The sequence below is a fragment of the Neobacillus sp. C211 genome (assembly GCF_051842875.1).
Taxonomy (GTDB): Bacteria; Bacillota; Bacilli; order Bacillales; family Cytobacillaceae; genus Neobacillus.
The window spans coordinates 121787-146970 of the sequence record NZ_JBPXRO010000004.1; the positions used below are offsets into that span (position 1 = coordinate 121787).

Consider the following 25184-nt stretch of genomic DNA (forward strand, 5'->3'; position numbering starts at 1 on the left):
TTATGTATATTCCAAAATTTTTTAAGGTCACAAATGTTGATGAAATTTGGGATTTTGTTCAAAAACACTCTTTTGGAACGATTGTCACAACAGAACAAGGGAAACCAATTGCCACTCATTTGCCTTTGGGGTTAAATAAAAAAGGTGATGATTACTATATTACTGGGCATTTGGCTTATGGAAATCCTCAGTGGAGAACATTTGAAACCTGTGAAGATGGGCTTGTTATGTTTCAGGGACCGAACGCTTACATTTCTTCTTCTTGGTATGGTCATGAAGAAGTACCAACATGGAATTATCAAGCCGTCCACATATATGGTAAAGCAAGCATTTTAGAGAAAGATGAATTAATAGAAGAATTAACAATAATGCTGGAAAAATATGAAGAAAATCGTGAAAATCCAGTTTTATGGGATAAACTTTCTCCTGAACTATTAGAAAATCAACTGCAAGGTATTGTTGGTTTTAAGATTAAAGTTGAACAAATCCAGGCTGCATATAAATTAAGTCAGAACCGAAATGAAACGGATTATATTAACATCATTGATAAATTACAAAATGAAGGAAATTCAAATTCGAAACAAATGGCAGAACTGATGGAAAAGAGATTAAAAAATCACATATAAGCTCACTTTTATTCAACCCTTACCATTTTTTTAAGCAATTAGAGAGAGTTTAAACGAAAAAGAAAGAAAAGTATTTTATGTCTAAAAAGAATACAGGTGATCATCCCCCGTTTGTTCCGAATCAAGGAATGATGGGGGATTATTTTTTTGTTTTTTCGTGACAATCCTTTATTTTCCAACCTATAAAAAAACTTAAACGGAAGATTATGATTTTACACCGATAAAAATACAGCCAACTCCGATGAAAATCCAGACTATTTTGGCAAATGAAATATTCCCCGTCAATCCCAGAACACCAATTGTAGTCGTTAAGATGAGAATAATAGGGCCAACGAGTGCTAGAGAACTATTAACTAAAAGGGCCTTTTCAACTGAATTAAACTTAATCATGAGTATAGCTGCAAGTATTTCAATACTTCCTGAAAGTACTCTTAAAAAGGCCATTCCCAAAACGGCTATTTCAATAAAAATAAACATATTCTCCTCCTATGTAATACTGTTCATCACTCATCCGTATATGTTTATTATATGAATGGAGGGACAAGAACTTAACGAAATGCATATCCATGGGACGTCAAAAAAGACAAGATGAGGCCTATCCCTAGAGGACATAAATCCCTTGGTATCCAAAATATATACCCAACACGATTAATGAAACTCCGGAAACAATAGAGATAGCGATTAGACTCTTGTACATTTTATGAGAAAAATTAAGACTCATGCCAAAAAACGAATAACGGCAACCAATACGCCATACATGAACTGAGGTAATATAAATTTTTCCCTTAAGAATTTGTGGGCAATCTCTTACCATTGAAATCTTGTAACTGGAGAAAGCTATAAAAAATCTCATAACCTTATTAATGTAATTGTTAAAAAGGACACACCTGAAGAACAAATTTTGCATTTCGCACAAGAGCAAATTAAGAAACAATGGTTAAATTAAAAAAAAGTCCGTGATTTGGCTGGGGGTATTTGAAAAAAAACAGTTATTAATTAGATTATAAAACAGGTATTGACATTATCTCGAATCCGAGATATATTAATTAAAGATATTTAACTAGGAGGTGTGAATATGGAAAGGAAATGTAAAAACCATCCATTTTTGCTACTAATGCAAACCTCAAAAGGCATTCAGGAACGAATAAGAGACGAAATGTCCAAAAATAATCTTAGTATTACCGAGTTTTCTGTTTTAGAGGTACTTTTCTACAAAGGGAAACAAACCATTCAGCAGATTAGAAATAGAATCCTGATCTCTAGCGGCTCGATGACGTATGTTATTGATAAACTTGAACAAAAAGGAATCATAAAAAGGAATGACTGTAGAGAAGACCGGCGGGTTATTCATGTAACCTTAACAGCTGAAGGAATGGAAATGATGGAAAACATCATGCCGAAGTATCAAGACATGGTTAATTCTATTTTTGAAGATTTAACAGAAGATGAGTCCGAGTTTATGGTCCATTGTTTAAAGAAAGTTAGAAACAGAGTGGAATAATATATTTTTTAAATTAATATCTCGAAGTCGAGATAAGTAAAAATAGGAGGTAATAAAATGATGAGTATTGGATTATTAATTATAAGGGTAGTCGTGGGTGTGTCATTCATGGCTCACGGTGCACAGAAATTATTTGGCTGGTTTGGCGGTTACGGCTTAAAGGGAACAGGAGGCTGGATGGAGTCGCTCGGTATGAAACCAGGTGTGATGATGGCCCTCATGGCAGGATTAGCAGAATTAATTGGGGGATTATTGTTTACATTAGGACTTCTTACTCCCTTTTCAGGAATCATTATTGCAGCTACAATGGTAATGGCAATTGTAAAGGTTCATGCTTCTAATGGCTATTGGGCAACACAAAATGGATACGAATATAATTTGACGTTGATAGCGGTTGTAATTGGTATAGCATTAATTGGACCTGGAAAATATGCATTGGATTCTTTTTTATTCTAAAATATCTCGAATTAGAGAATCCCGATTTTTAATAGTATCAATAATTTAATTATTGAATAGAGATCATAATTTTAAAAGGAGTGTTTCAAAATGAGTAAGAAAACAATGGGTATTCATCATATCACTGCAATTGTAGGACATCCACAGGAGAATGTTGATTTTTATGCAGGTGTTTTAGGATTACGCTTAGTGAAACAAACAGTAAACTTTGATGACCCTGGAACGTATCACCTTTATTTCGGTGATGAAGGAGGAAAACCAGGAACCATCATTACGTTCTTCCCTTGGGCAGGAGCTCGTCAAGGAACCATTGGTGATGGTCAAGTAGGAGTTACCTCTTATGTTGTTCCAAAAGGTTCTATGGAATTTTGGGAGAACAGGCTAGAAAAGTTAAAGGTTTCATTTACGAAAATGGATCGATTCGGTGAGCAATATTTGGAATTTGATGATCCACATGGCCTTCACCTTGAAATTGTTGAAAGAGAAGAAGGAGAAGTTAATAATTGGAACTTTAGCGGGGTACCTCCAGAGGGTGCCATCAAAGGGTTTGGCGGAGCTACTCTATTATCAACACAGCCCAATAAAACGGCTGATTTGTTAGAAAATGTTATGGGACTTGAATTCGTAGGTAAAGAAGGAGATTTCGCCCGTTATCGTTCTTCAGCTGAGATCGGAAATGTTATTGACCTGAAATTAACTCCGATTGGACGCGGAAGAATGGGTGTGGGGACCGTACATCACATCGCTTGGCGAGCTAGTGATGACCAGGATCAATTGGAATGGCAAAAGTATGTTGCAGGAAATGGATATGGCGTCACCCCAGTACAAGATCGAAACTATTTTAATGCCATTTATTTCAGAGAACACGGAGAAATCTTATTTGAAATTGCAACAGATCCTCCAGGCTTCGCTCATGATGAGTCACAAGAAACCATGGGAGAAAAATTGATGTTGCCTGCACAGTATGAACCAAAAAGAGAACAAATTGAACGCGGATTACTGCCATTTGAAGTAAGAGAACTAGACTGATTATACGAAAAGGAATGATTTCTTTGCTTTCAATTGATCCAGCCTTAATGACTGAAAGAGAAAATTATAAGTTTCTAATAGGAAGCATCATACCTAGACCTATTGCTTTCGTGACAACCATTTCAAAAGATGGCGTTTTAAATGGTGCACCATTTAGTTATTTTAATATCGTCTCATCCAATCCGCCGATGATTTCATTATCTATTCAGCGTTCAGCGGGGAGTCAAAAGGATACAGCGAGAAATATCATCGACTCCAAGCAATTTGTGGTCCATATTGTTGACGAACAAAATGTTGAAAAAATAAATAAGACGGCTGCAAGTCTTCCTTCTGATCAAAGTGAAGTTAAGTTAGCAAACTTGACTTCAGTAGATAGTGTAAAAATTTCGGTACCAGGTGTGAAGGAAGCAAAAATTCGAATGGAATGTTCATTAGAGCATTCCTTAGAATTGGGAAGTTCGGATAGTCCTGGATGTGATTTTATTATAGGAAGAGTGGTTCAATTTCATATTGAGGATGAAATTTATGAAAATGGAAGAATTGATGCTAGAGGTTTAGCTGCGGTAAGTCGATTAGCGGGGAATAATTACGCCAAAATCGGTGAGATTTTTGAAATAGAAAGGCCTAAATAACTTCTTACCCACCAGGCTTTTCAGTGGATGAACCAGTCGCTAAACTTGGGGAAAAACTTATGTTGCCATCTTGGCTAGAGTCAAAAAGAGAAGAATTAGAAGAAACCTTACCGCCTGTAGAGGTTCGAGTTCTGGAGGGAGATAAATAATGAAACATATATTCAATAAGGGGCAAAATCAAACAAAACCCACGTTGTTATTGCTTCATGGTACAGGAGGCAATGAATTAGACCTGCTGCCACTTGCAGGAATGATTGATGATGAGGCAAATGTACTAAGCGTTCGTGGGAATGTATTAGAAAATGGAATGCCTCGATTTTTTCGCAGATTAGCAGAAGGGGTATTTGATGAGGAAGATCTTATTTATCGAACAAAAGAGTTAAACGAGTTTCTAGATGAGGCCTCCGAAAAGTATGATTTTGATCGAGATAATATTCTTGCGATAGGTTACTCAAATGGAGCCAATATTGCTGCGAGTTTATTATTTCACCATCAAAATGCTTTAAAGGGTGCGATTCTTCATCATCCCATGGTGCCGCGAAAAGGAATTGAACTACCTGATTTAACAGGGAAATCAGTATTTATTTCAGCTGGTACCAATGATCCTATCTGCTCGCCATTAGAATCTGCTGAATTACAATCTTTATTAGAAAAGGCAAATGCAAATGTAGAAATTCATTGGGAGAATAGAGGTCATCAATTAACCTCTCAAGAAGTTGAAGCCGCAGCTCAATGGTATCAAAAAGGTATAAACTAAAAGTAAAACTTTCTGTTGGTTTATTAGAAAATGGTCAAATGGCGGGATATGAGTTGGATTTAGCATTTTTAGCAATGGCAGTTTATCTTGCAATCAATGGAAGCAAGCTATTATCAGTTAGTTACTTGATTTTTCAAAAGGATTCAATTGAGTCAAAAAAAGCTGCTTAATATGGAATGATAATTTTACAAGAAAGCTAATCGGAACCTTTCGATTAGTTTTTTATTTACATAGAAAATACTTTTATACTCGAAGGAATAGTAAATACTACCTAAAGAAATAATATTCAAGAATTTATTTTTACTCTGCTTGGTTTGATGGAGTTTTACAGAACATTGTAAGGCGGGAGCATATCAAATTTTGATTCACATCGGAGGATGTTTTTATGGAAAAGAAACTGTTGAATTTACTTACTGCTTTGTGTGTGGTTTCCTTGCCATTTTTATTTAAAGGATCTAAAATGCGAGAAAATCTTGTTATTTTTTTCTCAAAAGGAGTCCTTGCAACTCTAATTGATGCTTTTGTGGTAGGTACCAAAAGACTAGAATATCCAGTTCGTCCTTTTCCAAAAATTTTTAAGACAAACATCATTTATGACCTCTTGTTTTTCCCGCTTTTAAGTGTTATATGGGTGAAACTGACTTATAACGATCATTTAGGCAAAATACTTTTGAAAAGTTTACTTTTTAGTGTTCCCATGAGTATCGGTCAATGGTGCTTTGAAAAGAATTCCAAGTTATTCAAATGGGAAAAGTGGACAATATTTCATACCTTTACCAGTGTAAATTTTACTTTGTTTACGATAAGAGGTTTCGTTGGATTATTAAAAAAATTAGATAAGGTAAAGAGTGCTTAAGTTTTTAGAGCTAATAAAATTCAAGAGATGGACGCTATTTTATTTGTAACTCCTGAATATAATCGTTCTGTACCAGCTGTAATAAAGAATTCTCTTGATGTAGGATCCCGTCCATATGGAGCAAGCGTATGGAACGGCAAACGGCAATGTTTCAGCATTATTTGATGAAAAGGGCAAAATTAAAGATAATGGAACGGTCCAAATCGTACAAACATTTGTCAATGTGTTTGTTGATTTGATTAAAAAATATCAAGCATAAGGAAATTCTAGGAAAGAAAGAGTTGGAGCATATAGCAGAAGAAATCCTGTTATATATTCCAACTTTTTGTTTTGAATGGAAAAAATATAGCTCGATATTCATGTCTAAGAAATTCAGATAAGGAGTGACGGAATTGATTCAAATTTGTCCTGCAGGTACACGATACACAGTAAAAAATGAATGGCTAGAAAGTAATTTAAGTTTTTCTTTTGGTGAGTATTATGACACTTCCAATATCCGATTTGGTCCACTGCGTGTGTTTAACGACGACACCGTCCAAGGTGGTCGCGGCTTTGGAATTCATCCGCATCGGGAAGCGGAAATTGTTTCTATCGTATTAAAGGGGCAGCTAAAACATGAAGACAACTTGGGGAACTCTGGAATTATCAGCTACGGAACTATACAGCGAATAAGTGCTGGAACGGGAGTGCTTCATTCTGAATTCAATGCTTCCAATGATGAAGAAGTCCGATTTTTACAGCTATGGTTTTCACCAAATGAAAAAAAGTTAACTCCCTCCTATGAAGATATCTCATATGATGTTGAACAATTACAAAATAACTTATTACCTGTAATATCCCATACTGCCTCCGAGCGGGTGGCAGGAATTCATCAAGATTTAACCCTTTATTTATCAAAGTTGGATGGAAATAAGACATTGAACTTTCAACAGGAAGAAGGCAGGAAGATTTACATCTTTACTATAGAAGGAGAAATTTCAATTAATAAGGATTCCATTTTACAATCCCAGGATGCGGCACGGATCACATACATCCATGAAATTACGATCCAGGCAAATCAAGATAGTTTCTTTTTATTAATTGATTTACCTGGGGGTGAATTTTAATGTTAATGATTCGTCACTCTATAGGCAGCCGATTGCTTTGTCAAACTACTAATTACCGTATTGAAAAGCAAGACGATCGTTGGCTGATCTCCTTATCTGTTGATGAAGAAACTGCTTCGACTGTTTTAGATTTTCAGGATGAGTTAAATATATTTGAAGCAAAGGAAAATGAAAAGACTTGGTATTACTCCTCTGATTCACAAATTAATTTTCAACCTAATGAAAAACAATTGGTGATCCTTGCTGATCATAAAACTGTCTATCCGACTCAATGATTAAAAGTCTGATGGGATTTAAAAGCTCCTTTATTTTTATTAGAAAGAAAGGATGTCTACAATGAATTTATATGAAAAAGGAATTTTAAAAAATCTTAGTAAACTTAAAGAATTAGCACCAGAACAGCTTGAAGCTTTTTCGGATTTTAATACGGCGGTCATGACAGATGGTGCACTGAGTAAAAAGGAAAAAGAAATCATAGCGGTTGCAATTGCCCATGCAACGGAATGCCCTTATTGTATTGATTCACATACACGACGTGCAAAAGCTGAAGGAGCATTACTTGAAGAATTAGTAGAAGCCATCTTTGTTGTAGCAGGAGTAGAAGCAGGTGGGGTAGTAACCCATAGTACTCATATACATAATGCGATGGATGCAGAAGCAGAGGATTCACTTTATAGACGTTCAAATCTAAAAAACCTTGGTCAATTAAATAAATTTTCTCCTGAAGGCTTTAAAGGTTATTCTACGTTTAGTAGAACAGCAATGAAGAAAGGCAAATTGAGTGGAAAGTTTAAAGAGATTATTGCTGTGGCAGTTGCTCATGCTACGCAATGCCCATATTGTATAGATGTCCATACGAAAAATGCCATGAAGCTTGGATGTACAAATGAAGAGCTTGCAGAAGCAGTAATGGTTACTTCAGCATTACTTGCAGGAGGAGCTTATGCACATATCGCTAATTTGATACAAAGCTATGGTGATTAATAAAAAGGTATGATAAAAAAAGCCGACTCTCATTCCTGATTAATGGAAGGTGGAGTCGGCTTTTTTCCTTTATTTATGCTCAAGGTATTTTTTACTCATTGTTGGTTTAATCAATGCCTCTTTAGGTGCCATGTACAGAAATATTTGAAGGGCATGTCATATTTCGAACTTTCTACCACGGAGATAGCAGATAGGGCATATATATAGACTTCAATTGAATTGCTTAAACCACCCGCTGGCGATTACCCATGTAATCTCTAAAATTTTATGTATTTATCTAAATTTATTGTCGGATAAGCAAATTAAAATGGAAGAAACTAATTTATATAAAATATTGAATTTTAAAAATAGGGGCGTAATAAATTATGATTGAAATGTGGACCATTCTTTTGGCAATTGCAGTTGGAGGAGCCTTTATAGCTGAAAAAATAAATCAGCCTTACCCAACCCTTCTTGTAATTGCAGGACTTTTCATAGGGTTGCTTAATATTCCGACTCTGGAAGGGATTAAGCATCATGTAACGAGTGATGCGTTTTTCCAAACTGCAATTATAACAATTTTCTTATCAGCATTGTTGGGAGAGGCTACCCTAAAAATGCCATTCAAAGAACTGACAAAGAACAAAACAACAATTTTATTATTATCTCTTCTTGGAACATTTCTTACCTTTCTATTAGTTTCAGCAGCCTCCGTATTCTTCTTACATTTATCCCTTCAAGAATCTCTTATATTCGGAGCTGTTATGTCAGCCACTGACCCCATTTCAGTTCTGACGATTTTTAAATCAATTAAAGTAAATGAAAAATTATCCATTATTGTCGAAGGGGAAAGTTTAGGGAATGATGGTGTGGCGGTTGTTCTTTTTAAGATTGCCCTTGTAACTACGTCTATAACAGCTACTGGTGTCTTTGAGGCTTCAACAGAGTTTCTAAGGGTTGTTTTGGGTGGAATAATTGTAGGTGCTGCATTTGGCTTTTTAGCTTCACGAATTACTCGTCTAATTGACCAGCATTTAATTGAGATTGGCTTATCCATTGTCCTCTTTTACGGAGCTTACGAACTAGGGGAACACTTTCATTTTTCGGGTGTTATTGCAGTAGTTGTTGCAGGTTTAATTTTTGGTAACTACGGAAAGAGAATTGGAATGTCTGAAAACACTCTTCGTGAAATGGATTCGTTTTGGGAAGCTATTGCATTTCTTTCCAATGCTTTGATTTTTTTTATGGTTGGATTAGAGATTGTTCGAATAGGTATTAATGGGAAATGGGCAGTTGTGATAGGAAGTATTGTAATTGTTGTTCTTTCACGAATTGTAGCTGTATTTGTGAGCTTAGCCTTTGAGGGAACAATTCCATTTTCGTGGAAGACTGTAATTGGTTGGGGAGGGCTAAAAGGGTCTTTATCCATTGCACTCGTTTTATCGATTACACCTAATTTTCAAGGAAAAGATTTGTTATTAGCAATGACCTTTGCAAATGTTCTGTTTTCCTTACTTGTGCAAGGAACAACTATTAAATTTCTTGTTAATAAATTAAAAATTTAGTTTATCCATAATTCATTATTTATATAGGAAGTTAAAGCTTGTGATTAAATTAAAGAAATTTCATTTTAATTGTATTCAGGTAATTATTTAGTTAACACCGTATACATAATTAAGCTTGATTGAATCAAAATAAGTTAAAAATATTATATATGCGGTGATTAAATGTCTTTGTTGGAATTAGAACGAAAATTTAACCTTACGACCGATTTTAAGAAAAGGATTTTAACAATAAAATCACTCTCTATTACTTGAGACAATCGTAAAAGTTTGTGAAGTTAAAACACATATCATTCAACCTATAGATCTGCAAATTTTAATTATTTATAGGGGACGGGTTTGGTTTTTAATCTGAGATACGCTTTCCTATTAGCAGGGAATTATTTCGGTTTCCCTGGAATAACCGTTCTTGCAACGATCTCATTCATTTATTTAGCACAACTAAAGTCTTTGGGAGTTCCTTATCTCTCCCCTTTCATTCCATTTAGGCCTACAGAGTTCCGAGATGTTTTGATTCGAGGGGACTTGCGAGAATTACACAACAGGAAACATATCTTTCCGAATTAAAGTAAATAACGAAGAAGTACAATAATAAAATGTAATTAGAGGGTGAGGTATGCCGAGAGTAAAACACACAACTGATGACGTAGAATTATTGGGAAGAATGATGAGAGCGGAAGCAGAGGGTGATGGCAAACAAGGAATGTTAATGGTTGAAAATATAAGACAGAAATGAAAGATTTTGATTTTGATGGAAAAGTAGAATCAAAAGAGTATTTAAGCTTAACAAGTGTACGGATTAATGGTGCAACTGTCACTGTCAATGATAATACAGTAACTGACAAAACAGGATCATTAGTTAAAATCAAGCCAGGTCAAACAAAAATGCTGACTGTTAATGTATCATTACCAGATTCCTTAAAGAAAAATAGTTTTGTAGGAGGATTTGTTCGTCTAGTTCCAGTAGCGAAGAACCAAGATAAAGCCGTACCTTTAACTGTTCCTTATACGGGCTTCTATGGAAAATGGGATGAGCCACGAAATATCGATGCTCCAGCATGGGATAAAGATGCATTTGTCGGATATACTGCTCTTTGGAATGATGACCAAGACTCTCCACTAGGATTCAATGGAAATGGTTTCGATCTTAACCATATTGCTTACTCACCAAACTATATTGGTGCTACAGGTATCTTTGGTTCATTCCAAGCCTTACGTAATTTAGAAAAAGTTGAAACGTATATTGAAGATTCGTCTGGAAATCTTATCAAAAATTTAGGTGATTTTAGCGAATATACTGGAAATGGACAACCATGGAAATTTAGAAAAAACGTTATGGCATTTGGAGATACTATGTATCAAGGATATAAATGGGATATGAAAGACCAATCCGGACAATATGTTCCTGACGGCAAATACCAATATGTGTTAAAAACAACAATGGATTATCCAAACGCAAAACCACAGATTGTTAAAGTGCCAATGTTGGTAGATTCCATCGCTCCGAAAATTTCCAATATAAAAGTAACACCTATTAACGGAAAATATGAAATTTCCTTCAATGCGGAAGATAATGCAAGTGACTTTAATTCTGCTGTTGTTTTTATTAATGGAAAATCTTATTCATTGCCACAAGAGCAAAAATCTTTCCTTGTCAATACAGAACCGAAAGGTATTGTGATTTTAGGCGTTGATAATGCAGGAAATGTATCTTGGACCACGTGGGGAGATCAAAGCTTTAATACTCAAGGTATGGTCATTCAAACAATCGCTGTTCTTACGTCTACAAATATTAACAAAAGCAATCCAGCAAAAATTGTAAGCTGGGCCCATAACAGAGTAGACTGAACCATTAATGTAAAAGATGCAAGTGGAAAGTTAATTGATTCATGGCAAGTGAAAAATGAACATACATTGAAAGAACAATGGGCACCTCAAGCTGATGTACCAAATGGTACGTATTTTATCACAGCTGATATCGTTACAAAAGACGGTTTTAAAGTAACAACAACGCCTAAACAAGTGACAGTTGTTCAGCAACCGTAAATAACTTATTAAAAAGCTATCCTTCCTATTTATTTTAGGAATGGGATAGCTTTTTTTTTATAAATCAATATATTCTCGACATTTTATTTTTTTTGATAAATTTCTAATATTCCCCCAAATGCGAATCAGCAGTTTACTAGATTTATTTAACATAGCTTCCTTTTCTTAGTCGACTATATTCGCTAATTACCTAAAGTTCTATCATTTATTAGCAATAAACCCAATGATTTGTTTTTTGGGGAAGAAAAACGTCGATTCGAAAAGGATAAATTCCCCCAATGTACGATTTATATGAATCCTATTAAAATGAAAATATATTTAAGTTTTTAGAAAATTAATTATACTTAAATATCTTGCGATAGTATGAGCAAGTAGAACATCTATTAGATTGCTCATAGTTTTATATTTTAAAAGGAGGGTTAAAATGAGTAAGAGAATGAGACAAAAAAAGAGAATGTTTTCCATCTCTGTGTTGATTGCAATGCTTTTAAACTTTGCACTACCTCAGAGTTTAACATTCGTACAGGCAGCTGATAAATCAAGTCAGAACAGTCCGTCCAGTGGAACGTTTAATGCAAAAGAAGTAAACCGTATTCTTGATGGTCTAACTCCTGAGCAAAAAGCAAACATTAACAAATTAACGGGTGCGGATATCGCGAACAAAATCCGTGTGGGCCAAAAAGACATAACTAAAAAATCGAACATTCAAGTCATTGTTCAATTTAAAACAGATCCAGCTAAAATCCAAATCATTAAAAACTCAATTGAAAAAGGTGGGGCAACAGCAAGCGCGAAAATCTTTGCGTCTGAATATGCAGCAGCTAAGCAAAAAGTGAAAGAGTCTCACACCACATTCCAAAGCTTTGTGAATAAACAGGCGAAAACACAAATCGTCGGTGGAAAGCAAGTCAAAACGGAAATGAGTATCACAACACAATACACCGATGCCTTTAATGGTGTAGCGTTAACTCTTCCAGGAAATCAAGTTGAAAAATTAGCGGAAAACCCTGAAGTCGCTTCGATTTGGTCATCAGTGAAGTATACGGTGCCGGAATCAGCAAAAGCATCCCAGACATCTGAACCAGGTTCTGTAGGTAAACCAACTGGTGGGCTGTCATTAATGGGAGTCGATAAACTTCAAGCTGAGGGGTACACTGGTATTATTAAAAAAGGACCTCGTGTAGGTCAAAAAGTAAAAGTCGGTGTATTAGATACAGGGATTGACTATAATCATCCAGACCTTTACAAGGTGACACATGATGAGAATGGGAACCTTTATGAAGGGCATGACTTTGCCAATCCTACGCTAGATGCGAAAGGAAATATCATTTTAATTGATGACCATGACCCAATGGAAACGATTTATCCGGATTGGGTGAAAGCGAAGGCTAATGCAAATCCAAGTCCTATCGATATGCCGGCTCCAGCAGATTACAAACACTATATCACATCTCACGGAACGCATGTTTCGGGGACGATTGCAGCTAACACAACGAATAATAACGGCGTGTTTTCAGCGAATGGGATGGCGCCAGATGTGGAACTTCATGGATATCGTGTATTAGGACCAGGTGGTTCCGGATTATCAGAATCCGTTTTAAAAGGGATTGACCAAGCCGTAATAGATCATATGGATGTCATCAATCTTTCGCTTGGGGCAACAAATAATGACCCATTTTACCCGACGAGTATTGCGATTAACAACGCAACGTTAGCAGGAGTTACCTGCTCGATTTCAGCAGGTAACAGTGGTCCAGGTGTCGCAACAGTCGGTTCACCAGGAACGTCACCACTAGCGATTACGGTTGGGGCAAGTAGTATACCAGAAGAAATCCCTGTGATGACGATTAAAAACGGAAATTCTTCCTACCAAGCTCGTTTATTCGGTAAAAGTTTTGCAGATGCCGATGATGCGCTAAAAGGACAAACCCTACCAATCGTAGATGTTGGATTAGGTAGTGCAGCGGATTTCCAAGAAAAAGATGTAAAAGGGAAAATCGTACTTGTCCATCGCGGTGGAGAGTTTTTGCAAACGAAAATGGCGAATGCACATAATGCAGGCGTAAAAGCGATGATCATTTGGGATAATCAAGACGATACGGAAACACAAGGCTATATACCAACCTTCTTAGGTGTAAGCCAAGATAATGTGTATTCGATTTCATTGACGCAAGCACAAGGTCAAGCCCTATCGAACGAGATTAAAGCAGATCCAGACAAAGCAACTGTTACATTCCCAACGACTCTTGATGAATCAATCAAGAAAGATGGCGATGAACTAGCAGGCTTCAGTTCAACAGGTCCTGTAAAAGATTGGACCATTAAACCAGACGTGATCGCACCTGGTGTGGATATCATGTCAACAGCTCCATATGATATTTGGGAATCACAAGAAAATGCGACTCACAACTATCAATCTGCGTATCAATCCATGTCAGGTACGTCGATGGCGGCACCTCATACAACAGGAGCAATCGCACTTGTAATTGCGGCTCATCCAGATTACACGCCAGCAGACGTGAAAACGGCTTTGATGAATACGGCGAAAGATGTGAACACCGATTCGAAAACGTATAGCGTCTATCAAGTCGGTGCAGGTCGTATTGATCCTGTAAAAGCGATCAAATCGGATGTGAAAGTCCAAGTATTAGACAAAGCAACGACAGTTGAATCAGTGGATGGAACAGATGTTTTAACACAAATTGATCAAATCACTGGAAGCATGTTCTTTGGCTTTAAAGGTCGTGGTGACGGTGCGACAAACGGAACGGATGATACCGTTTCGTCGAAAGACTTCAACATTGCAAACCTTGGAGATAGCAATAAAACCTTTAAGGTGAGCACGGAGTTTCTTTCAACGAAATTTGCGCAATCGAATAAAGTAGGACCTGGAACAGGAAATGATGTGAAAGTTGATTTTGCTGTCGGTGGTTCAAACACAACATCGATTAATGTAGATAAAAATAGCACAGTGAAAACAACGGCGACCATCACCATTCCGTCGAACGCATTAGATGGCAGCTATGAAGGGTATATCAATGTTGTCAATGCGGCGGATGCAAGCGAAACGTATCGTATTCCATTTACGATTACAGTAGCAGAAAAAGGAATTGATTCGTTTAAAGTCAACATCAAAGCAACGCCAGTGGGTAATCTATCAGCTTATACGTTCTCGGTGAATAACGAAATGGAAAACATCTATGTTGTGTTAAAAGACAAAGATGGAAAGTATATAGGGGTTACGAACACGTTACGAAGCGGCAGCAACTTTACCCCAGGTATTCACTACGGACCTATCATCACCCTTTTTAATGGAAGCTATCTTCCGTTTACGAAAGACTATGATGGAACGTATGACCAGTCCGGAATCTCAAATAAAATAGCCGTTTTACAAGAAGGCGCTTACTCTCTTGAGATGATTGCGACGGACAAAAAAGGAAAACGCTATACAGCAGAAGACACACTTTATGTTGACGGTACACCGCCAACGATGAAGATGGACAATGATTCAAAAGAAGGCATTTATGAAATCGATACCGCAGGGTACCTGCCAGGACAAGAAATTAAAGGGTTCTATGGTACTGTTTATGATTCGAACGTGGATGTCATGAAAAATAATGGCGAAACGTCCGTTCCAAGTCCGGAGGATGGGGTCACACCAGTCCCTGTTGACCAAGGATTGAACCACGTTTTCGGCTACCAAGATAGTTATCAACCAACTGTCATCTTCAAAACAAATGAGAATGGTCGTTTACATTTTGGTGTCACACAGGAGGATGTAGCGAACAAATTAGGTAGTGAATTTGTGATTAGTCCAATCGACTATTCGGGTGAAGAAGATATGGATACGACCAAACAGACGTATTACTTCATCAAAAAAGGTAATCCATATGTAACGTTAACCATGTCGAATGGGGTAGATGCAGGTCCAGGAAATGAAGATAAAGTGGTTGTCGATGCAAATAAACCGTTCAAAACGACAATTGCCACACATTATGGTATCGGCATGACGGGTGGAACTATTACGCTAAATAGTAATAACGTGTATAAATTTAGCAATATCCGACTAACCGATGAATATAAAAATTATCTCATCAGCAAAGGGATGTCCCAATCTGAAGTTGACCATGCGCTAACGATCGGTCAACCATATGTTCATCCGGTTTATCAAGTCGGCGAAAACACAGATGTAACCATCTCTGGAATTAGTGCAGCAGCTGCGCTAGACCATGATATGAATATTATCGAAGCAGATGTTACTTATTCGAACCCTGACCCAATTACGGGGCCATTTGAATTCCCGTTATTAAAATCGAATTTAACCTTGTCAGGTGTGGATACCAAAGTAGCATGGTTCCCAACGAATACACCTTTTGTGCGTCAGTCCACTTCTCTTATTCGAGGACGTGTGGCGGCGGAATCATTCGCAAGAAACAACATAAACAATAACTATCCTCAGTTCACAGTGGAATCAGGAGCGAAGGTAACGGTTACAGATGACAAGGGGAAATCGTTTACAACGGACAACCCAACGACACCAAATAATTCAATCAAATATTATTTTATCGATCCTTATTATGCCGTGACGGCGGATGTAAGTGATAAACCATATTCAATGGTAGCGAATGTGCCAGGACATTTCAAGGGATATGGAAAAACACCAGTCATTGGTGAAAATAAATTTGGTTATAATTCAGGTACCGTCAAAGATCTTCCGGGTCTTTTCCCAGTTCTATTAGGTGGAGATGTGAATGGCGATAACGTCATCGATATGAACGACTTAACGGCTGAAGTGAATGCCTACACGACTTACAAAGCACAGGTCGGTACTTTAGCGAAAAAAGACTGGTTAAATGCTCCAGCAAACCGAAATTACGATATCTATTGGATTCCAACTGTCAATCCAGGTGGTTGGGGAATCGATTACAATGATTTCTATTTCATCTTCAAAAACTTTGGGGCAGTTAACCAAAATGCCATCAATGCGGGAGTAGCGGTAGGAAACCCACAGTTGACGCTTACAGAGGATACGATGGTGAATGGGGTACAACTACACACTGGTGATGGTGTGAAAGAAGTAATGGCGGCTCTTAATTTTGCAGGTCCGCAGCAAACAACCTATGAAACAACGATTCCGAAGTTGATTGATTTACAAAATGGTTCAACAATCTCGATCGTGCCAGCTAGTAATGTATTCGTCGATGATACGGTATGGAGAAAGGCGATTACACAAGTTATGCTAGGTTCGACGGATGTGACAAGTAGCGTGACGATCGCACCAGCTTATCAGTATGCTGATGCACTTGGACAAAGGCAGACAATGCCTTCAAAAATCACGTTACCTGGTTCGTTATTCACGACCGCTACGAATTACACCGTGACGATTAAGGCAACTGGTTATCAAAATGTAACAAAGGCCTTTACGGTGTCATCGGTACCAATTCCGACTCCTACGATTCCATTGGTAACTGACCCGTCAAAAGCACATGTAGGTCATGATTTAACGTTTACCTTCCCAGAGGATGCGAATTGGCGTCAAGGGATTAATAACATTAAAGTGAAAACGTTGAATTCCGCTCTTGTGGACATTACAGATTTGAAAGATGGTAGTGGTAATAAATATTACGATATCAGCGTACCAGGACAAATTACCTTTAAGGCTGAATTATTTAAGACAAATGCGAATCCTGCGACTGCGACGTCCGTGATCGAACCTGGTGGAACCAATTGGTTGCCTCAGTTGTATCAGTTTAACATCAGCTCAACGGGTGAAGATAATACGATTTACCCACTTAAATCCATTGGTGTGGATTCAAATGGAAGTGCTGCACAAGCAGTTGGATATGGTATTACATTTGATTCGCAAGGTGGGTCTCAAGTTAGTCCGGTTGCAGTTGGATACAATCCAGCGAAATCCAAAATAGATGGCGCTTATATTGCGAACGGCGCTTATATTGGTGGAAATAAAAATCCTTCGACAACGAGACCTGGCTATGTCTTCATTGGCTGGTTTACTGATAAAGAAGGTACGACTACGTCTCAGTGGATTGTTGGAAATAATATAAACGCAGACCAAACCGTCTATGCAAAATGGCAAATGAATGCGACTCAAAACTATTCTCTTGTTGGTAAGGCAGACCCGAATGGGCCGAAATTCGACGGAAGTAATGGAGCAGTAAGCGGAACCGGTTGGGTTCTTGGAGAAGGCGATTTAAAAATCAACATCCCAGACTATTTAACCAATATCCCTTGGTTATCAGACAAGGCGCACATTGCTAAAATCGAGAGCACTTTCTATCAGATGAAGAGTGATGGCTCGACAGACACAAACGCAACGACCTATACGTTAGACCCAAGCACCTATGACTTGGTAACTGGTGCAAACAATAACGGTATTCTTTCGTTTAAAACCGCTACACATGATCAAGCTGTTCAAGCGGGACAAACGACATTAGGAGAAAAGTTTGCCTTTAGTGAAATGCCAACATTAGGAAATTTAGGAAATATCAAGGGGTATAAGGTTACATTAACCGCGACAACAGGCGAAACGGTGACGATTCCTGATATTAAACTAGGATACAGACGTCATATTGACTTAAACGGCGGAACATTAAAAAATGCAAATGACTTATTCCTGGCTGATCAGTTGATCAATGGAAAAGCGTCAGCGCCAACGATGTCAATGGTTCCATCACATGTCACAAAAGGCGATCTGACACCTGGTCCATACCTCTATTTGGACGCAGCTGGTTCAAGCGACAAGAAGTCCACTATTACAGACGGTCCTATAGTAGTAATGGATAATGTCAACTACTATTTAGGTTGGATTAAAGTACCACCTACCGTTTCAAAGGATACAGTTGGAAACATTGTAGGAAGCGATATTACGTTACCATTCACAGATGATGGAACATGGAAAAACAACATCAAAGCAGTGAAAATTGGTTCGAAAACATTAGTAGAAATCACAGATTACACGATGACGGCTAACAGCATCATTCTTAACCGTAACCTCTTCATAATCGGACAAAAGGTCAATGTGACGATTGTTTCGGAAGGATATCAAGATGCTATTGTGAGCGATCAAGTTATTGGTTATACAGTAACGTTTGAATCAAATAGTGGAGATCCTGTTCCAGCTCAAATCGTAGACAGAAGTGCTAAAAAACCAATTGATCCCGCAAAAGTTGGCTTTAAGTTCTACGGTTGGTATAGTGATCAAAACTTAACAACACCGTATGATTTTTCAAACATCGTAACAAAACCAATCACCCTTTATGCTAAATATGCGTTAGCTGGTTCTGTTGTGACACCAGATACAACAGATAACGCGATAGGAAATGATATGGTTCTTGAGTTCATTGATAAGGAATGGGCAAAAGCGAGTAGTAGTATCGCGATCAACGGTATTGCTGTCGACAAAACGAAGGTCAGCGTAGATACTGTTAACCGTATCATTACGCTAGGTAAGAGTCTGTTTTCAAGAGCAAGAGATTACACGATTCTTATCAAGGCAACGGACTATGCGGATGTGACACTTGTTCAAAAAGTAGTGAATGGATATAATGTACATTTCGTAGTTCAAGATAATGCACCATTTGCAGTACAGGACAAGATTGTAGTACGCAGAATCACAGAACCAGTTGTTTACGGATATGATTTAACTTGGTTCGCAGATGAGGCATGTACTCTTCCTTGGGAATTTACAAACTCTATCTATTCTGTGAGAACACTTTATGGAAAATGGACACCACATAAATTCAGCGTTGTCTTCGATCATCAAGATGGTGGCTTAGTAGATAGCAAGACAGGAGATTATTCTAAAACAATTACGGCTCCAACTACACCAACAAGACCTGGTTACGCATTCCTTGGTTGGTATAAAGATACAACAGGTAAAACTGCATGGAATTTTGCGACAGATAAAGTTACAGGCGACGTAAGGCTCTTTGCAAAATGGGCAACTGGTGTAGAAAACAATGGGCATTACAACAAGGATGTCATCATTACATTTAATGAAGCAACAGCTACATTAGATGGCAAAGCTTTCACAAGCGGAACGGCAGTTACTCGCGAGGGTAACCACACATTAGTGGTAACGGACGCATCTGGTAACGAAACAACGGTAAAATTTACCATTGATAAAACAGCTCCAATAGCACCAATTGTAAATAAAGTGACTTCTGCGACTCCAATAGTAACAGGTACAGCTGAAGCGGGCTCTACGATTTTAATTAAAGCAGGCACAATAACACTTGGGACAGGAACAGTTAATAGCTATGGTAAGTTCACTATATCAATTGTAAAACAAAATGTAAGTACACACCTTTACGTAACAGCTACAGACAAAGCTGGAAACGTAAGTGTAGCTACAAAAGTTACTGTTAGCAAATAATATAAAAGAAATATCCCTGAATTTTTTTCAGGGATATTTTTTTTACAAAAAGAAAAAGAAGGATGAATCATCCTCCTTCCAGACTTAAAATAAAGGGTTTTAAGCGTTGATTAATAAGTGTGCCATTTCCAATGCTTTATCCGGTAAATTATTATTAGCATAATGATGAAATAATTCCTTTTTAGAACGCTTTATCAAATAGGTATATCCAGATTGAATGAACATAGGTAATGCTTTATTGAGTAAATATTGATGATAATCTTTTTCTTTATATTTTAATAAATAAATCAAAAGTTTAAATAGATGGATATATAATGATTGTTTTATTCTAATTGCAGTCATTAATCCATCCTCTGCGTGTTGTATTAGTTGATCATTTGCAATAAGGTCCCCCTCAAACGAACTGCGAATAAATCCTTCTAAAGAAAGTAAATAGACAGGAGATTCTGGATTCTTAAGGGACATGGATTGTTTATAAAACTCACTTGCTTGCTCATAATTTTTTCTTCGAAAGTATTCAACAGCTAAGTTATGCAACACTTTTGACTTTCGATCAGGGGCATTACATAAATCACAGCTTTTAATTAATTTTTTAAACCGGTTTATGATTTCTTCATTACCATCATTATCTTCAACTTGTATGATCATAAGCATTTCTGCATCAATAACTCTAAGATAGTTATTCATATCTTTAAAGAATTGATGGGATTTTTCAGCATAATAATAAGTCAAAACGGGCGATTGTATAGTATGGTAAGCTTTTGCTAGGTGGTAGTAATATTCTGAATTATTATAAATCTCATTTTGTATTTCTTTTAATATTTGAATTGCTTTGAGGAAATCCTGTTTTTCTAAATAATAGATACCTAAAACATGTTTTAAAAGATTACTTTCATAAGGGGTTAATTTGTTTTCTATTTTTTGAATTTGTTGTATGATCTTCATTGCTTCATGAGCCCTATTATTCATTAGTAAATATCTTGCCCGAAGTAACTGATACATAAGTCTATATTCTGAGATTTCAATTAATTCTTCTCGTTCGATCTCGATGTTAATTTGTTCCATATCTTCAAATAATTGCATAATTATTGCATCTTGCCAATGAAATAAGTGTTGTTTAATATTTTTAAGTTTTTTTACTTCCAACTCCATATTTATTCCAAGCCGCTTGGATAATAAAGAAATGATTTCAGCTGAGTATGTTGTTTGATTACATTCAATTTTACTAATATGTGTGATAGAACATATATCTTTCCCTAATTGCTCTTGAGTTAATTTGTATTTCTCACGATAAAACTTGATGATTTTCCCCTCATACATAACTAATAGCCCCCCTGGCCAATTTACCCATAAAAAAACAACTTACCAGATAACATTCTACATTCTTCAAAATATTAAGTACATTTAGAAAAATGGAGTATCTTGTGAAGTAATACTTAAGAAGACATTCAAATGAAATATCCAAAAAATAAAGCTGCCACTCGATACAGCGAAATGTTCATTTCAAAAGCTTTAAAACGGAATAGGAAAAGAAGTTGAGGGTAAAATATGTAAAACTTTCCGATTTGGAGAAAAGAGGTACCTTCAATGAAAGCCGACCGATCATTAGACAAAAACGAGAAGTCGCTGCAGGAAATGCTATTCCATAGCTCAGACTTCAAATCGAGCGATTTCGTGGCAGGCGACCGACCTTTTCGGCTTTTTTATTTGGATACTATGATCGAGCTTGCTGTGGTACAGGAACACATTATCCGCCCATTGCTTTGCAACACGGACGTTAGCGTACGTGAAGCTGTGTCCATTCTAGAATATGGTGAGACCGATCTTATTACGGAAGCATCGACAGCGCTCGTCGCGGGGAAGACGGTTATTCAAATTGAAGGCGAAGCCAAGTTCTATTTGCTTGGAACCGAGCTTAATAAAGAACGCGCGATAAATTTTCCAATGAACGAACGGACACTGCGCGGTTCCAACCAAGCGTTGATCGAAAACCTGGATACGAATCTCAATTTGATGCGCAAGCAGATCGCGTCGCCCGATCTTGTCGTAAAGTTCTATCAGGTTGGCCGCAGGTCGAATACAAAAGTAGCCGTACTTTACTTACAGTCTCTCGCAAACGAAAATGTCCTAAAGGAGTTTGAACGCAGGATCGACAGCATCGACATTGATTCCGTCGAAGCGCCAGGGTTAATTCATGAAATGATTGAAGACAAAAAATTCTCAATGTTTCCCAAAATGCTTGTTACCGAAAGACCGGACCGAGTAAAATCTTACCTGATGGATGGGAAAATCGCGATTTTAACCGACGGTTCGCCAAATTGCCTGATCCTTCCGGTTTCGTTCTGGGCGTTCTTCCAAACCCCCGACGATTACCAAATCGGCTGGCTGTTCGGCAGCGCCTTACGGTTTCTTCGGGTCTTCTGCTTTCTTTTCGCGATCAGCCTGCCTGGCACTTACGTGGCCCTTGTCACTTTCGATCCACGTATTCTCCCGTTCGATATTGCACTGACGCTGCAAAGCTCTATGCAATACATCGCGTTGCCACCAGTACTCGAAGCGGTAAGTATGCTGTTCATACTTGAAATCTTGCGAGAAGCGACCATCCGTCTCCCAAGTTCTATCGGCAATACGATCGGCGTAGTAGGAGGTATTGTCATCGGTACCGTCGTTGTTGAGTCGAATCTGATTTCCAACATGATGGTCGTCGTAGTGGCGCTTACCGGCATTGCTTCATTTATTATTCCTTCCTATGAAATGAGTACCGCGGCCCGATTTTTGACGTACCCGCTCATTGTCATGGCCTCGATTTTCGGGCTGTTCGGCTTGGAACTTTCTTTCCTCTTGGTGCTGACGCATTTGGCCCGTTTAAACACGATGGGCATACCGTACTTTTACTCGGGGATTAGCGGTGATACGATTAAGGATACATGGTTCAGAGGACCAATCAAGAGCTTGAAAAAACGTCCGATGGAAAGCTTGGCAAAAGACGAAATGAAAAAAAAGTGATCGAAGGAGGGGGGGGGGACTGAATGATACACTTAGAAAAAATCTCTATCAACCAATTAATATGCCTAGTTATTCTGACCCAAGTCGGCGTTAGTGTTTTAAAGATCCCTTACGCACAAAACCAAACCTCGGGCAATGACTCTTGGCTGTCCATATTGATGGGGGGAGTGATTGCTCAAGTGGTCATCCTGATCATCTATCAACTTGGAAAGAGATATGCCGATCGGTCGTTGCCCCAGTATATATCTGCTATTGTTGGAAAGCCGTTAGGATCGGTCGTAAACTTCTTGATTGCCGCGTACTTCGCGCAAAATAGTCTTATGGTTATTATCACTTATTCTGATGTCATCAACCGCTGGCTGTTATTTGAGACTCCCTGGTTTGTGTTAATCGGAGTATCTTTCACAATGGGAGCGTATATCGCTTCATCTACTCTACGCTCAATAGCTAGCATTACGCAGATGATTATGCTTATGTTTCTGATATGCTTTGTGATCGTATTGATAAGTGGAATTGGAAAAGAAAGTGACTTCCGTAATCTTCTGCCAATTGGCACTCACGGGATCGGATCGCTTATAAAGGGTGCTGTCCCTTCGTTTTGGTTGTACTCGGGTTATGAGCTTCTCCTGTACGTTTTTCCATTTGTAAGATCCCGCAAGAAGAAGGATATCTTAATGGCAATTTCGGCTGCCAATGGATTTACAACCCTTTTTTACGTGATGATAACAGTCATTGTTTCGTCCAACTTCAGCGAAAATCAATTGAAGTCCATCCCGGAGCCGATGGTGTTCATTCTCCGTGTATTCAATTGGCCAGTCGTTCAAAGCCTCGATATTCTATTTATGTCGATTTGGCTATCTGTGGTTTTGGTAACACTGTATGTTTATTTGTTCATGTCGGCCCGTTATTTTGCGTTCATCGGAGGTAAGGAAATCCGCAACCATCCTCTTTTGGTATGGATTCTTGCAATCGTTTGTTTCGGGCTCGGATTATGGTGCTCTGACCGGCAATTGCAGTCCCGATTATTAGACTATCATAATATTGTTACTGGTATTATGATTGCCATTGTGCCGACATTTCTGCTTCTCATTTCTTTGGCACGGGGAAAGGTGGCGAGAGGATGAAAAAAGCGGCAATTGGAATTTTGTCGTTATTGCTCTTGACCGGTTGTTGGGATCGATTACCGTTGCGTAATCTTCAATTGGTGGACATCGCCGGGTTGGATTTGGACGAGGAGAGTGGGGACGTCGAACTAGCTTTTATTGTCACCAAGCTTAAAAGTGCGGGCCAAGGAGAAGGGAATCCGCAATCGGTGATAACGGTACTCAGAGGACCTAGTTTAGTTGAAGCGGTCGGCCAAGGAGAATACATCGATCGAGCCCCTTTCTTAACGGTCAACACGAGAATCTATTTTTTAAGCGAGAGGTTTGCATCGCATGATCCTGTTCCAAAACTCGCTTTTTTACTTAAGGCCCCCTATTCGTCGATCAACACCCCCGTAGTTGTATTTGAGGGGAGGATTTCGAAGATTTTTAAAACTAAATCGGGAAATAATGAAGCGTTTACGAAAAATCTGAATGAGTTTATTATGTCTTTGGATAGGAAAGGAATGATACCCACCGTTTCCATGATGCATTTTATTCTATCCCGGAAAGAACCATTGGGAGATATCGCGCTGCCCGTGTTGAGAGCATCCAAATCGGGAATGGAATTAAGCGGCGCTCAATTATTCCGTCAAGGTACGAATACAGGGGTGACTCTCAGCAAAGAACAAGTTCGGATGCTGATGATGATGTTAGATAAGGAAAAAGGAAGGCAAAGAATTACTGGACATATGTCGGAAAACGCTGAGGGACGTCAAATCGAATACGGGTTTTCCGTTAAAAAAGGGAATTCAAAGATCACAGTACACCCTAAATCAGGAGGTTTACCGAAAGTAAACATCGGAGTCCGATTGCAAATTAATGTATTTGAACTTGGCAAGTCAGTTAATATTCTTAATTCCGATTACGTTAATCAAATGGAAAAAGAACTGAGTAAGCATCTGGAAGAAAAAGCGGCAGCGACGATTGAGACTTTGCAAAAAGCGAATTGCGACATTCTCGGCATTGGAAAGGAATTTAAGGCATATCATCCGAACATTTGGAAGTCTTTGGATTGGCGCAAAGACTTTCCGGAAATGACGATCGAACCGAATTTCGACGTACAGATCCTTAACTCGGAAGAATAATAGCTCGGGTGGGCGCGTA

The 25184-nt window shown here is 38.0% G+C and carries 22 protein-coding genes and 3 pseudogenes; 23 read left to right on the forward strand and 2 right to left on the reverse strand.

The features are described 5' to 3' along the window. Window positions 1-2: 2 nt before the first annotated feature. Window positions 3-626 carry an FMN-binding negative transcriptional regulator gene (locus ACSU6B_RS05745; protein WP_410883492.1) on the forward strand — a complete coding sequence of 208 codons (624 nt, stop codon included), beginning with the start codon at window positions 3-5 and terminating at the stop codon, window positions 624-626. 204 nt (window positions 627-830) lie between these two features. Here the strand turns inward: ACSU6B_RS05745 and ACSU6B_RS05750 are convergent, their stop codons facing one another. Continuing rightward, entirely contained in the window at window positions 831-1103 is a 273-nt protein-coding gene (locus ACSU6B_RS05750) for a YqhV family protein (RefSeq protein ID WP_410883494.1), read from the reverse strand. A gap of 391 nt (window positions 1104-1494) precedes the next feature. On the opposite strand from ACSU6B_RS05750, the gene ACSU6B_RS05755 reads away from it, so the two are divergent. From ACSU6B_RS05755 to ACSU6B_RS05845, 19 genes and pseudogenes are all read left to right on the forward strand, one after another. Further along, the gene (locus ACSU6B_RS05755) at window positions 1495-1572 is read left to right on the forward strand and encodes a hypothetical protein (RefSeq protein ID WP_168246037.1); all 78 of its coding nucleotides are present in this window, start codon (window positions 1495-1497) and stop codon (window positions 1570-1572) included. A 129-nt stretch (window positions 1573-1701) separates the two neighbouring features. Beyond that, window positions 1702-2127, forward strand: a complete 426-nt coding sequence (locus ACSU6B_RS05760; protein WP_410883496.1) for a MarR family winged helix-turn-helix transcriptional regulator — start codon at window positions 1702-1704, stop codon at window positions 2125-2127. Window positions 2128-2184: 57 nt separating this feature from the next. After that, entirely contained in the window at window positions 2185-2583 is a 399-nt protein-coding gene (locus ACSU6B_RS05765; RefSeq protein WP_410883498.1) for a DoxX family protein, read from the forward strand. 90 nt (window positions 2584-2673) lie between these two features. Beyond that, window positions 2674-3612: a ring-cleaving dioxygenase gene (locus ACSU6B_RS05770; protein ID WP_410883500.1), complete on the forward strand. Its 939-nt coding sequence runs from the start codon at window positions 2674-2676 to the stop codon at window positions 3610-3612. A gap of 23 nt (window positions 3613-3635) precedes the next feature. Continuing rightward, window positions 3636-4244, forward strand: a complete 609-nt coding sequence (locus ACSU6B_RS05775; protein ID WP_410883502.1) for a flavin reductase family protein — start codon at window positions 3636-3638, stop codon at window positions 4242-4244. Beyond that, window positions 4241-4393: pseudogene (locus ACSU6B_RS05780) on the forward strand (ring-cleaving dioxygenase); the annotation flags it as partial. The gene ACSU6B_RS05775 and the pseudogene ACSU6B_RS05780, both read left to right, overlap by 4 nt. Further along, window positions 4390-5001: an alpha/beta hydrolase gene (locus ACSU6B_RS05785; protein ID WP_410883740.1), complete on the forward strand. Its 612-nt coding sequence runs from the start codon at window positions 4390-4392 to the stop codon at window positions 4999-5001. The pseudogene ACSU6B_RS05780 and the gene ACSU6B_RS05785, both read left to right, overlap by 4 nt. Continuing rightward, on the forward strand, window positions 4977-5171 hold the full coding sequence (locus tag ACSU6B_RS05790) for a hypothetical protein (protein WP_410883504.1): 195 nt from the start codon (window positions 4977-4979) through the stop codon (window positions 5169-5171). Before ACSU6B_RS05785 ends, ACSU6B_RS05790 begins: the two co-directional genes overlap by 25 nt. A 215-nt stretch (window positions 5172-5386) precedes the next feature. After that, window positions 5387-5857 (forward strand): CBO0543 family protein, encoded by a 471-nt coding sequence (locus tag ACSU6B_RS05795; RefSeq protein WP_410883506.1) that lies wholly within the window; start codon window positions 5387-5389, stop codon window positions 5855-5857. A gap of 30 nt (window positions 5858-5887) precedes the next feature. Further along, window positions 5888-6116 (forward strand): annotated as a pseudogene (locus tag ACSU6B_RS05800) (NAD(P)H-dependent oxidoreductase); the annotation flags it as partial. A 133-nt stretch (window positions 6117-6249) separates the two neighbouring features. Further along, complete coding sequence (locus ACSU6B_RS05805) at window positions 6250-6963, forward strand: pirin family protein (RefSeq protein ID WP_410883508.1); 714 nt, start codon at window positions 6250-6252, stop codon at window positions 6961-6963. After that, window positions 6963-7238 (forward strand): hypothetical protein, encoded by a 276-nt coding sequence (locus tag ACSU6B_RS05810; RefSeq protein WP_168242991.1) that lies wholly within the window; start codon window positions 6963-6965, stop codon window positions 7236-7238. Before ACSU6B_RS05805 ends, ACSU6B_RS05810 begins: the two co-directional genes overlap by 1 nt. Window positions 7239-7290: 52 nt before the next feature. Continuing rightward, entirely contained in the window at window positions 7291-7947 is a 657-nt protein-coding gene (locus ACSU6B_RS05815; RefSeq protein WP_410883510.1) for a carboxymuconolactone decarboxylase family protein, read from the forward strand. 365 nt (window positions 7948-8312) lie between these two features. Further along, entirely contained in the window at window positions 8313-9491 is a 1179-nt protein-coding gene (locus ACSU6B_RS05820) for a cation:proton antiporter (RefSeq protein WP_410883512.1), read from the forward strand. Window positions 9492-9827: 336 nt separating this feature from the next. After that, window positions 9828-10055, forward strand: coding sequence for a spore germination protein (locus tag ACSU6B_RS05825; RefSeq protein ID WP_410883514.1), 228 nt, complete (start codon window positions 9828-9830; stop codon window positions 10053-10055). Window positions 10056-10104: 49 nt separating this feature from the next. Then, a pseudogene (locus ACSU6B_RS05830) lies at window positions 10105-10212 on the forward strand (cell wall hydrolase); the annotation flags it as partial. An 8-nt stretch (window positions 10213-10220) separates the two neighbouring features. After that, complete coding sequence (locus tag ACSU6B_RS05835) at window positions 10221-11336, forward strand: hypothetical protein (protein ID WP_410883516.1); 1116 nt, start codon at window positions 10221-10223, stop codon at window positions 11334-11336. 48 nt (window positions 11337-11384) lie between these two features. Continuing rightward, window positions 11385-11534 carry a hypothetical protein gene (locus ACSU6B_RS05840; RefSeq protein WP_410883518.1) on the forward strand — a complete coding sequence of 50 codons (150 nt, stop codon included), beginning with the start codon at window positions 11385-11387 and terminating at the stop codon, window positions 11532-11534. Between the two features lie 424 nt (window positions 11535-11958). After that, window positions 11959-19929: a S8 family serine peptidase gene (locus ACSU6B_RS05845; protein WP_410883520.1), complete on the forward strand. Its 7971-nt coding sequence runs from the start codon at window positions 11959-11961 to the stop codon at window positions 19927-19929. Between the two features lie 99 nt (window positions 19930-20028). On the opposite strand, the gene ACSU6B_RS05850 is transcribed toward ACSU6B_RS05845, so the two are convergent. Beyond that, complete coding sequence (locus ACSU6B_RS05850) at window positions 20029-21249, reverse strand: helix-turn-helix domain-containing protein (protein ID WP_410883522.1); 1221 nt, start codon at window positions 21247-21249, stop codon at window positions 20029-20031. A 267-nt stretch (window positions 21250-21516) separates the two neighbouring features. Between ACSU6B_RS05850 and ACSU6B_RS05855 the strand changes: the two genes are divergently transcribed. Genes ACSU6B_RS05855 through ACSU6B_RS05865 form a run of 3 tightly spaced genes read left to right on the forward strand, consistent with a single transcriptional unit; the run spans window position 21517 to window position 25165 of the window. Next, window positions 21517-22935, forward strand: a complete 1419-nt coding sequence (locus tag ACSU6B_RS05855; RefSeq protein WP_410883524.1) for a spore germination protein — start codon at window positions 21517-21519, stop codon at window positions 22933-22935. Between the two features lie 23 nt (window positions 22936-22958). After that, window positions 22959-24059 carry a GerAB/ArcD/ProY family transporter gene (locus ACSU6B_RS05860; protein ID WP_410883526.1) on the forward strand — a complete coding sequence of 367 codons (1101 nt, stop codon included), beginning with the start codon at window positions 22959-22961 and terminating at the stop codon, window positions 24057-24059. Beyond that, complete coding sequence (locus ACSU6B_RS05865) at window positions 24056-25165, forward strand: Ger(x)C family spore germination protein (RefSeq protein WP_410883528.1); 1110 nt, start codon at window positions 24056-24058, stop codon at window positions 25163-25165. Before ACSU6B_RS05860 ends, ACSU6B_RS05865 begins: the two co-directional genes overlap by 4 nt. Window positions 25166-25184: the final 19 nt, after the last annotated feature.

What these genes read in the sequence shown, in the direction of transcription:
- ACSU6B_RS05855 (WP_410883524.1), top strand. Translation starts at nt 21,517, where the DNA reads ATGAAAGCCGACCGATCATTAGACAAAAACGAGAAGTCGCTGCAGGAA.
- ACSU6B_RS05750 (WP_410883494.1), bottom strand. Translation starts at nt 1,103, where the DNA reads ATGTTTATTTTTATTGAAATAGCCGTTTTGGGAATGGCCTTTTTAAGA.
- ACSU6B_RS05765 (WP_410883498.1), top strand. Translation starts at nt 2,185, where the DNA reads ATGATGAGTATTGGATTATTAATTATAAGGGTAGTCGTGGGTGTGTCA.
- ACSU6B_RS05810 (WP_168242991.1), top strand. Translation starts at nt 6,963, where the DNA reads ATGTTAATGATTCGTCACTCTATAGGCAGCCGATTGCTTTGTCAAACT.
- ACSU6B_RS05845 (WP_410883520.1), top strand. Translation starts at nt 11,959, where the DNA reads ATGAGTAAGAGAATGAGACAAAAAAAGAGAATGTTTTCCATCTCTGTG.
- ACSU6B_RS05835 (WP_410883516.1), top strand. Translation starts at nt 10,221, where the DNA reads ATGAAAGATTTTGATTTTGATGGAAAAGTAGAATCAAAAGAGTATTTA.
- ACSU6B_RS05860 (WP_410883526.1), top strand. Translation starts at nt 22,959, where the DNA reads ATGATACACTTAGAAAAAATCTCTATCAACCAATTAATATGCCTAGTT.
- ACSU6B_RS05760 (WP_410883496.1), top strand. Translation starts at nt 1,702, where the DNA reads ATGGAAAGGAAATGTAAAAACCATCCATTTTTGCTACTAATGCAAACC.
- ACSU6B_RS05745 (WP_410883492.1), top strand. Translation starts at nt 3, where the DNA reads ATGTATATTCCAAAATTTTTTAAGGTCACAAATGTTGATGAAATTTGG.
- ACSU6B_RS05865 (WP_410883528.1), top strand. Translation starts at nt 24,056, where the DNA reads ATGAAAAAAGCGGCAATTGGAATTTTGTCGTTATTGCTCTTGACCGGT.
- ACSU6B_RS05820 (WP_410883512.1), top strand. Translation starts at nt 8,313, where the DNA reads ATGATTGAAATGTGGACCATTCTTTTGGCAATTGCAGTTGGAGGAGCC.
- ACSU6B_RS05790 (WP_410883504.1), top strand. Translation starts at nt 4,977, where the DNA reads ATGGTATCAAAAAGGTATAAACTAAAAGTAAAACTTTCTGTTGGTTTA.
- ACSU6B_RS05795 (WP_410883506.1), top strand. Translation starts at nt 5,387, where the DNA reads ATGGAAAAGAAACTGTTGAATTTACTTACTGCTTTGTGTGTGGTTTCC.
- ACSU6B_RS05850 (WP_410883522.1), bottom strand. Translation starts at nt 21,249, where the DNA reads ATGTATGAGGGGAAAATCATCAAGTTTTATCGTGAGAAATACAAATTA.
- ACSU6B_RS05770 (WP_410883500.1), top strand. Translation starts at nt 2,674, where the DNA reads ATGAGTAAGAAAACAATGGGTATTCATCATATCACTGCAATTGTAGGA.
- ACSU6B_RS05815 (WP_410883510.1), top strand. Translation starts at nt 7,291, where the DNA reads ATGTCTACAATGAATTTATATGAAAAAGGAATTTTAAAAAATCTTAGT.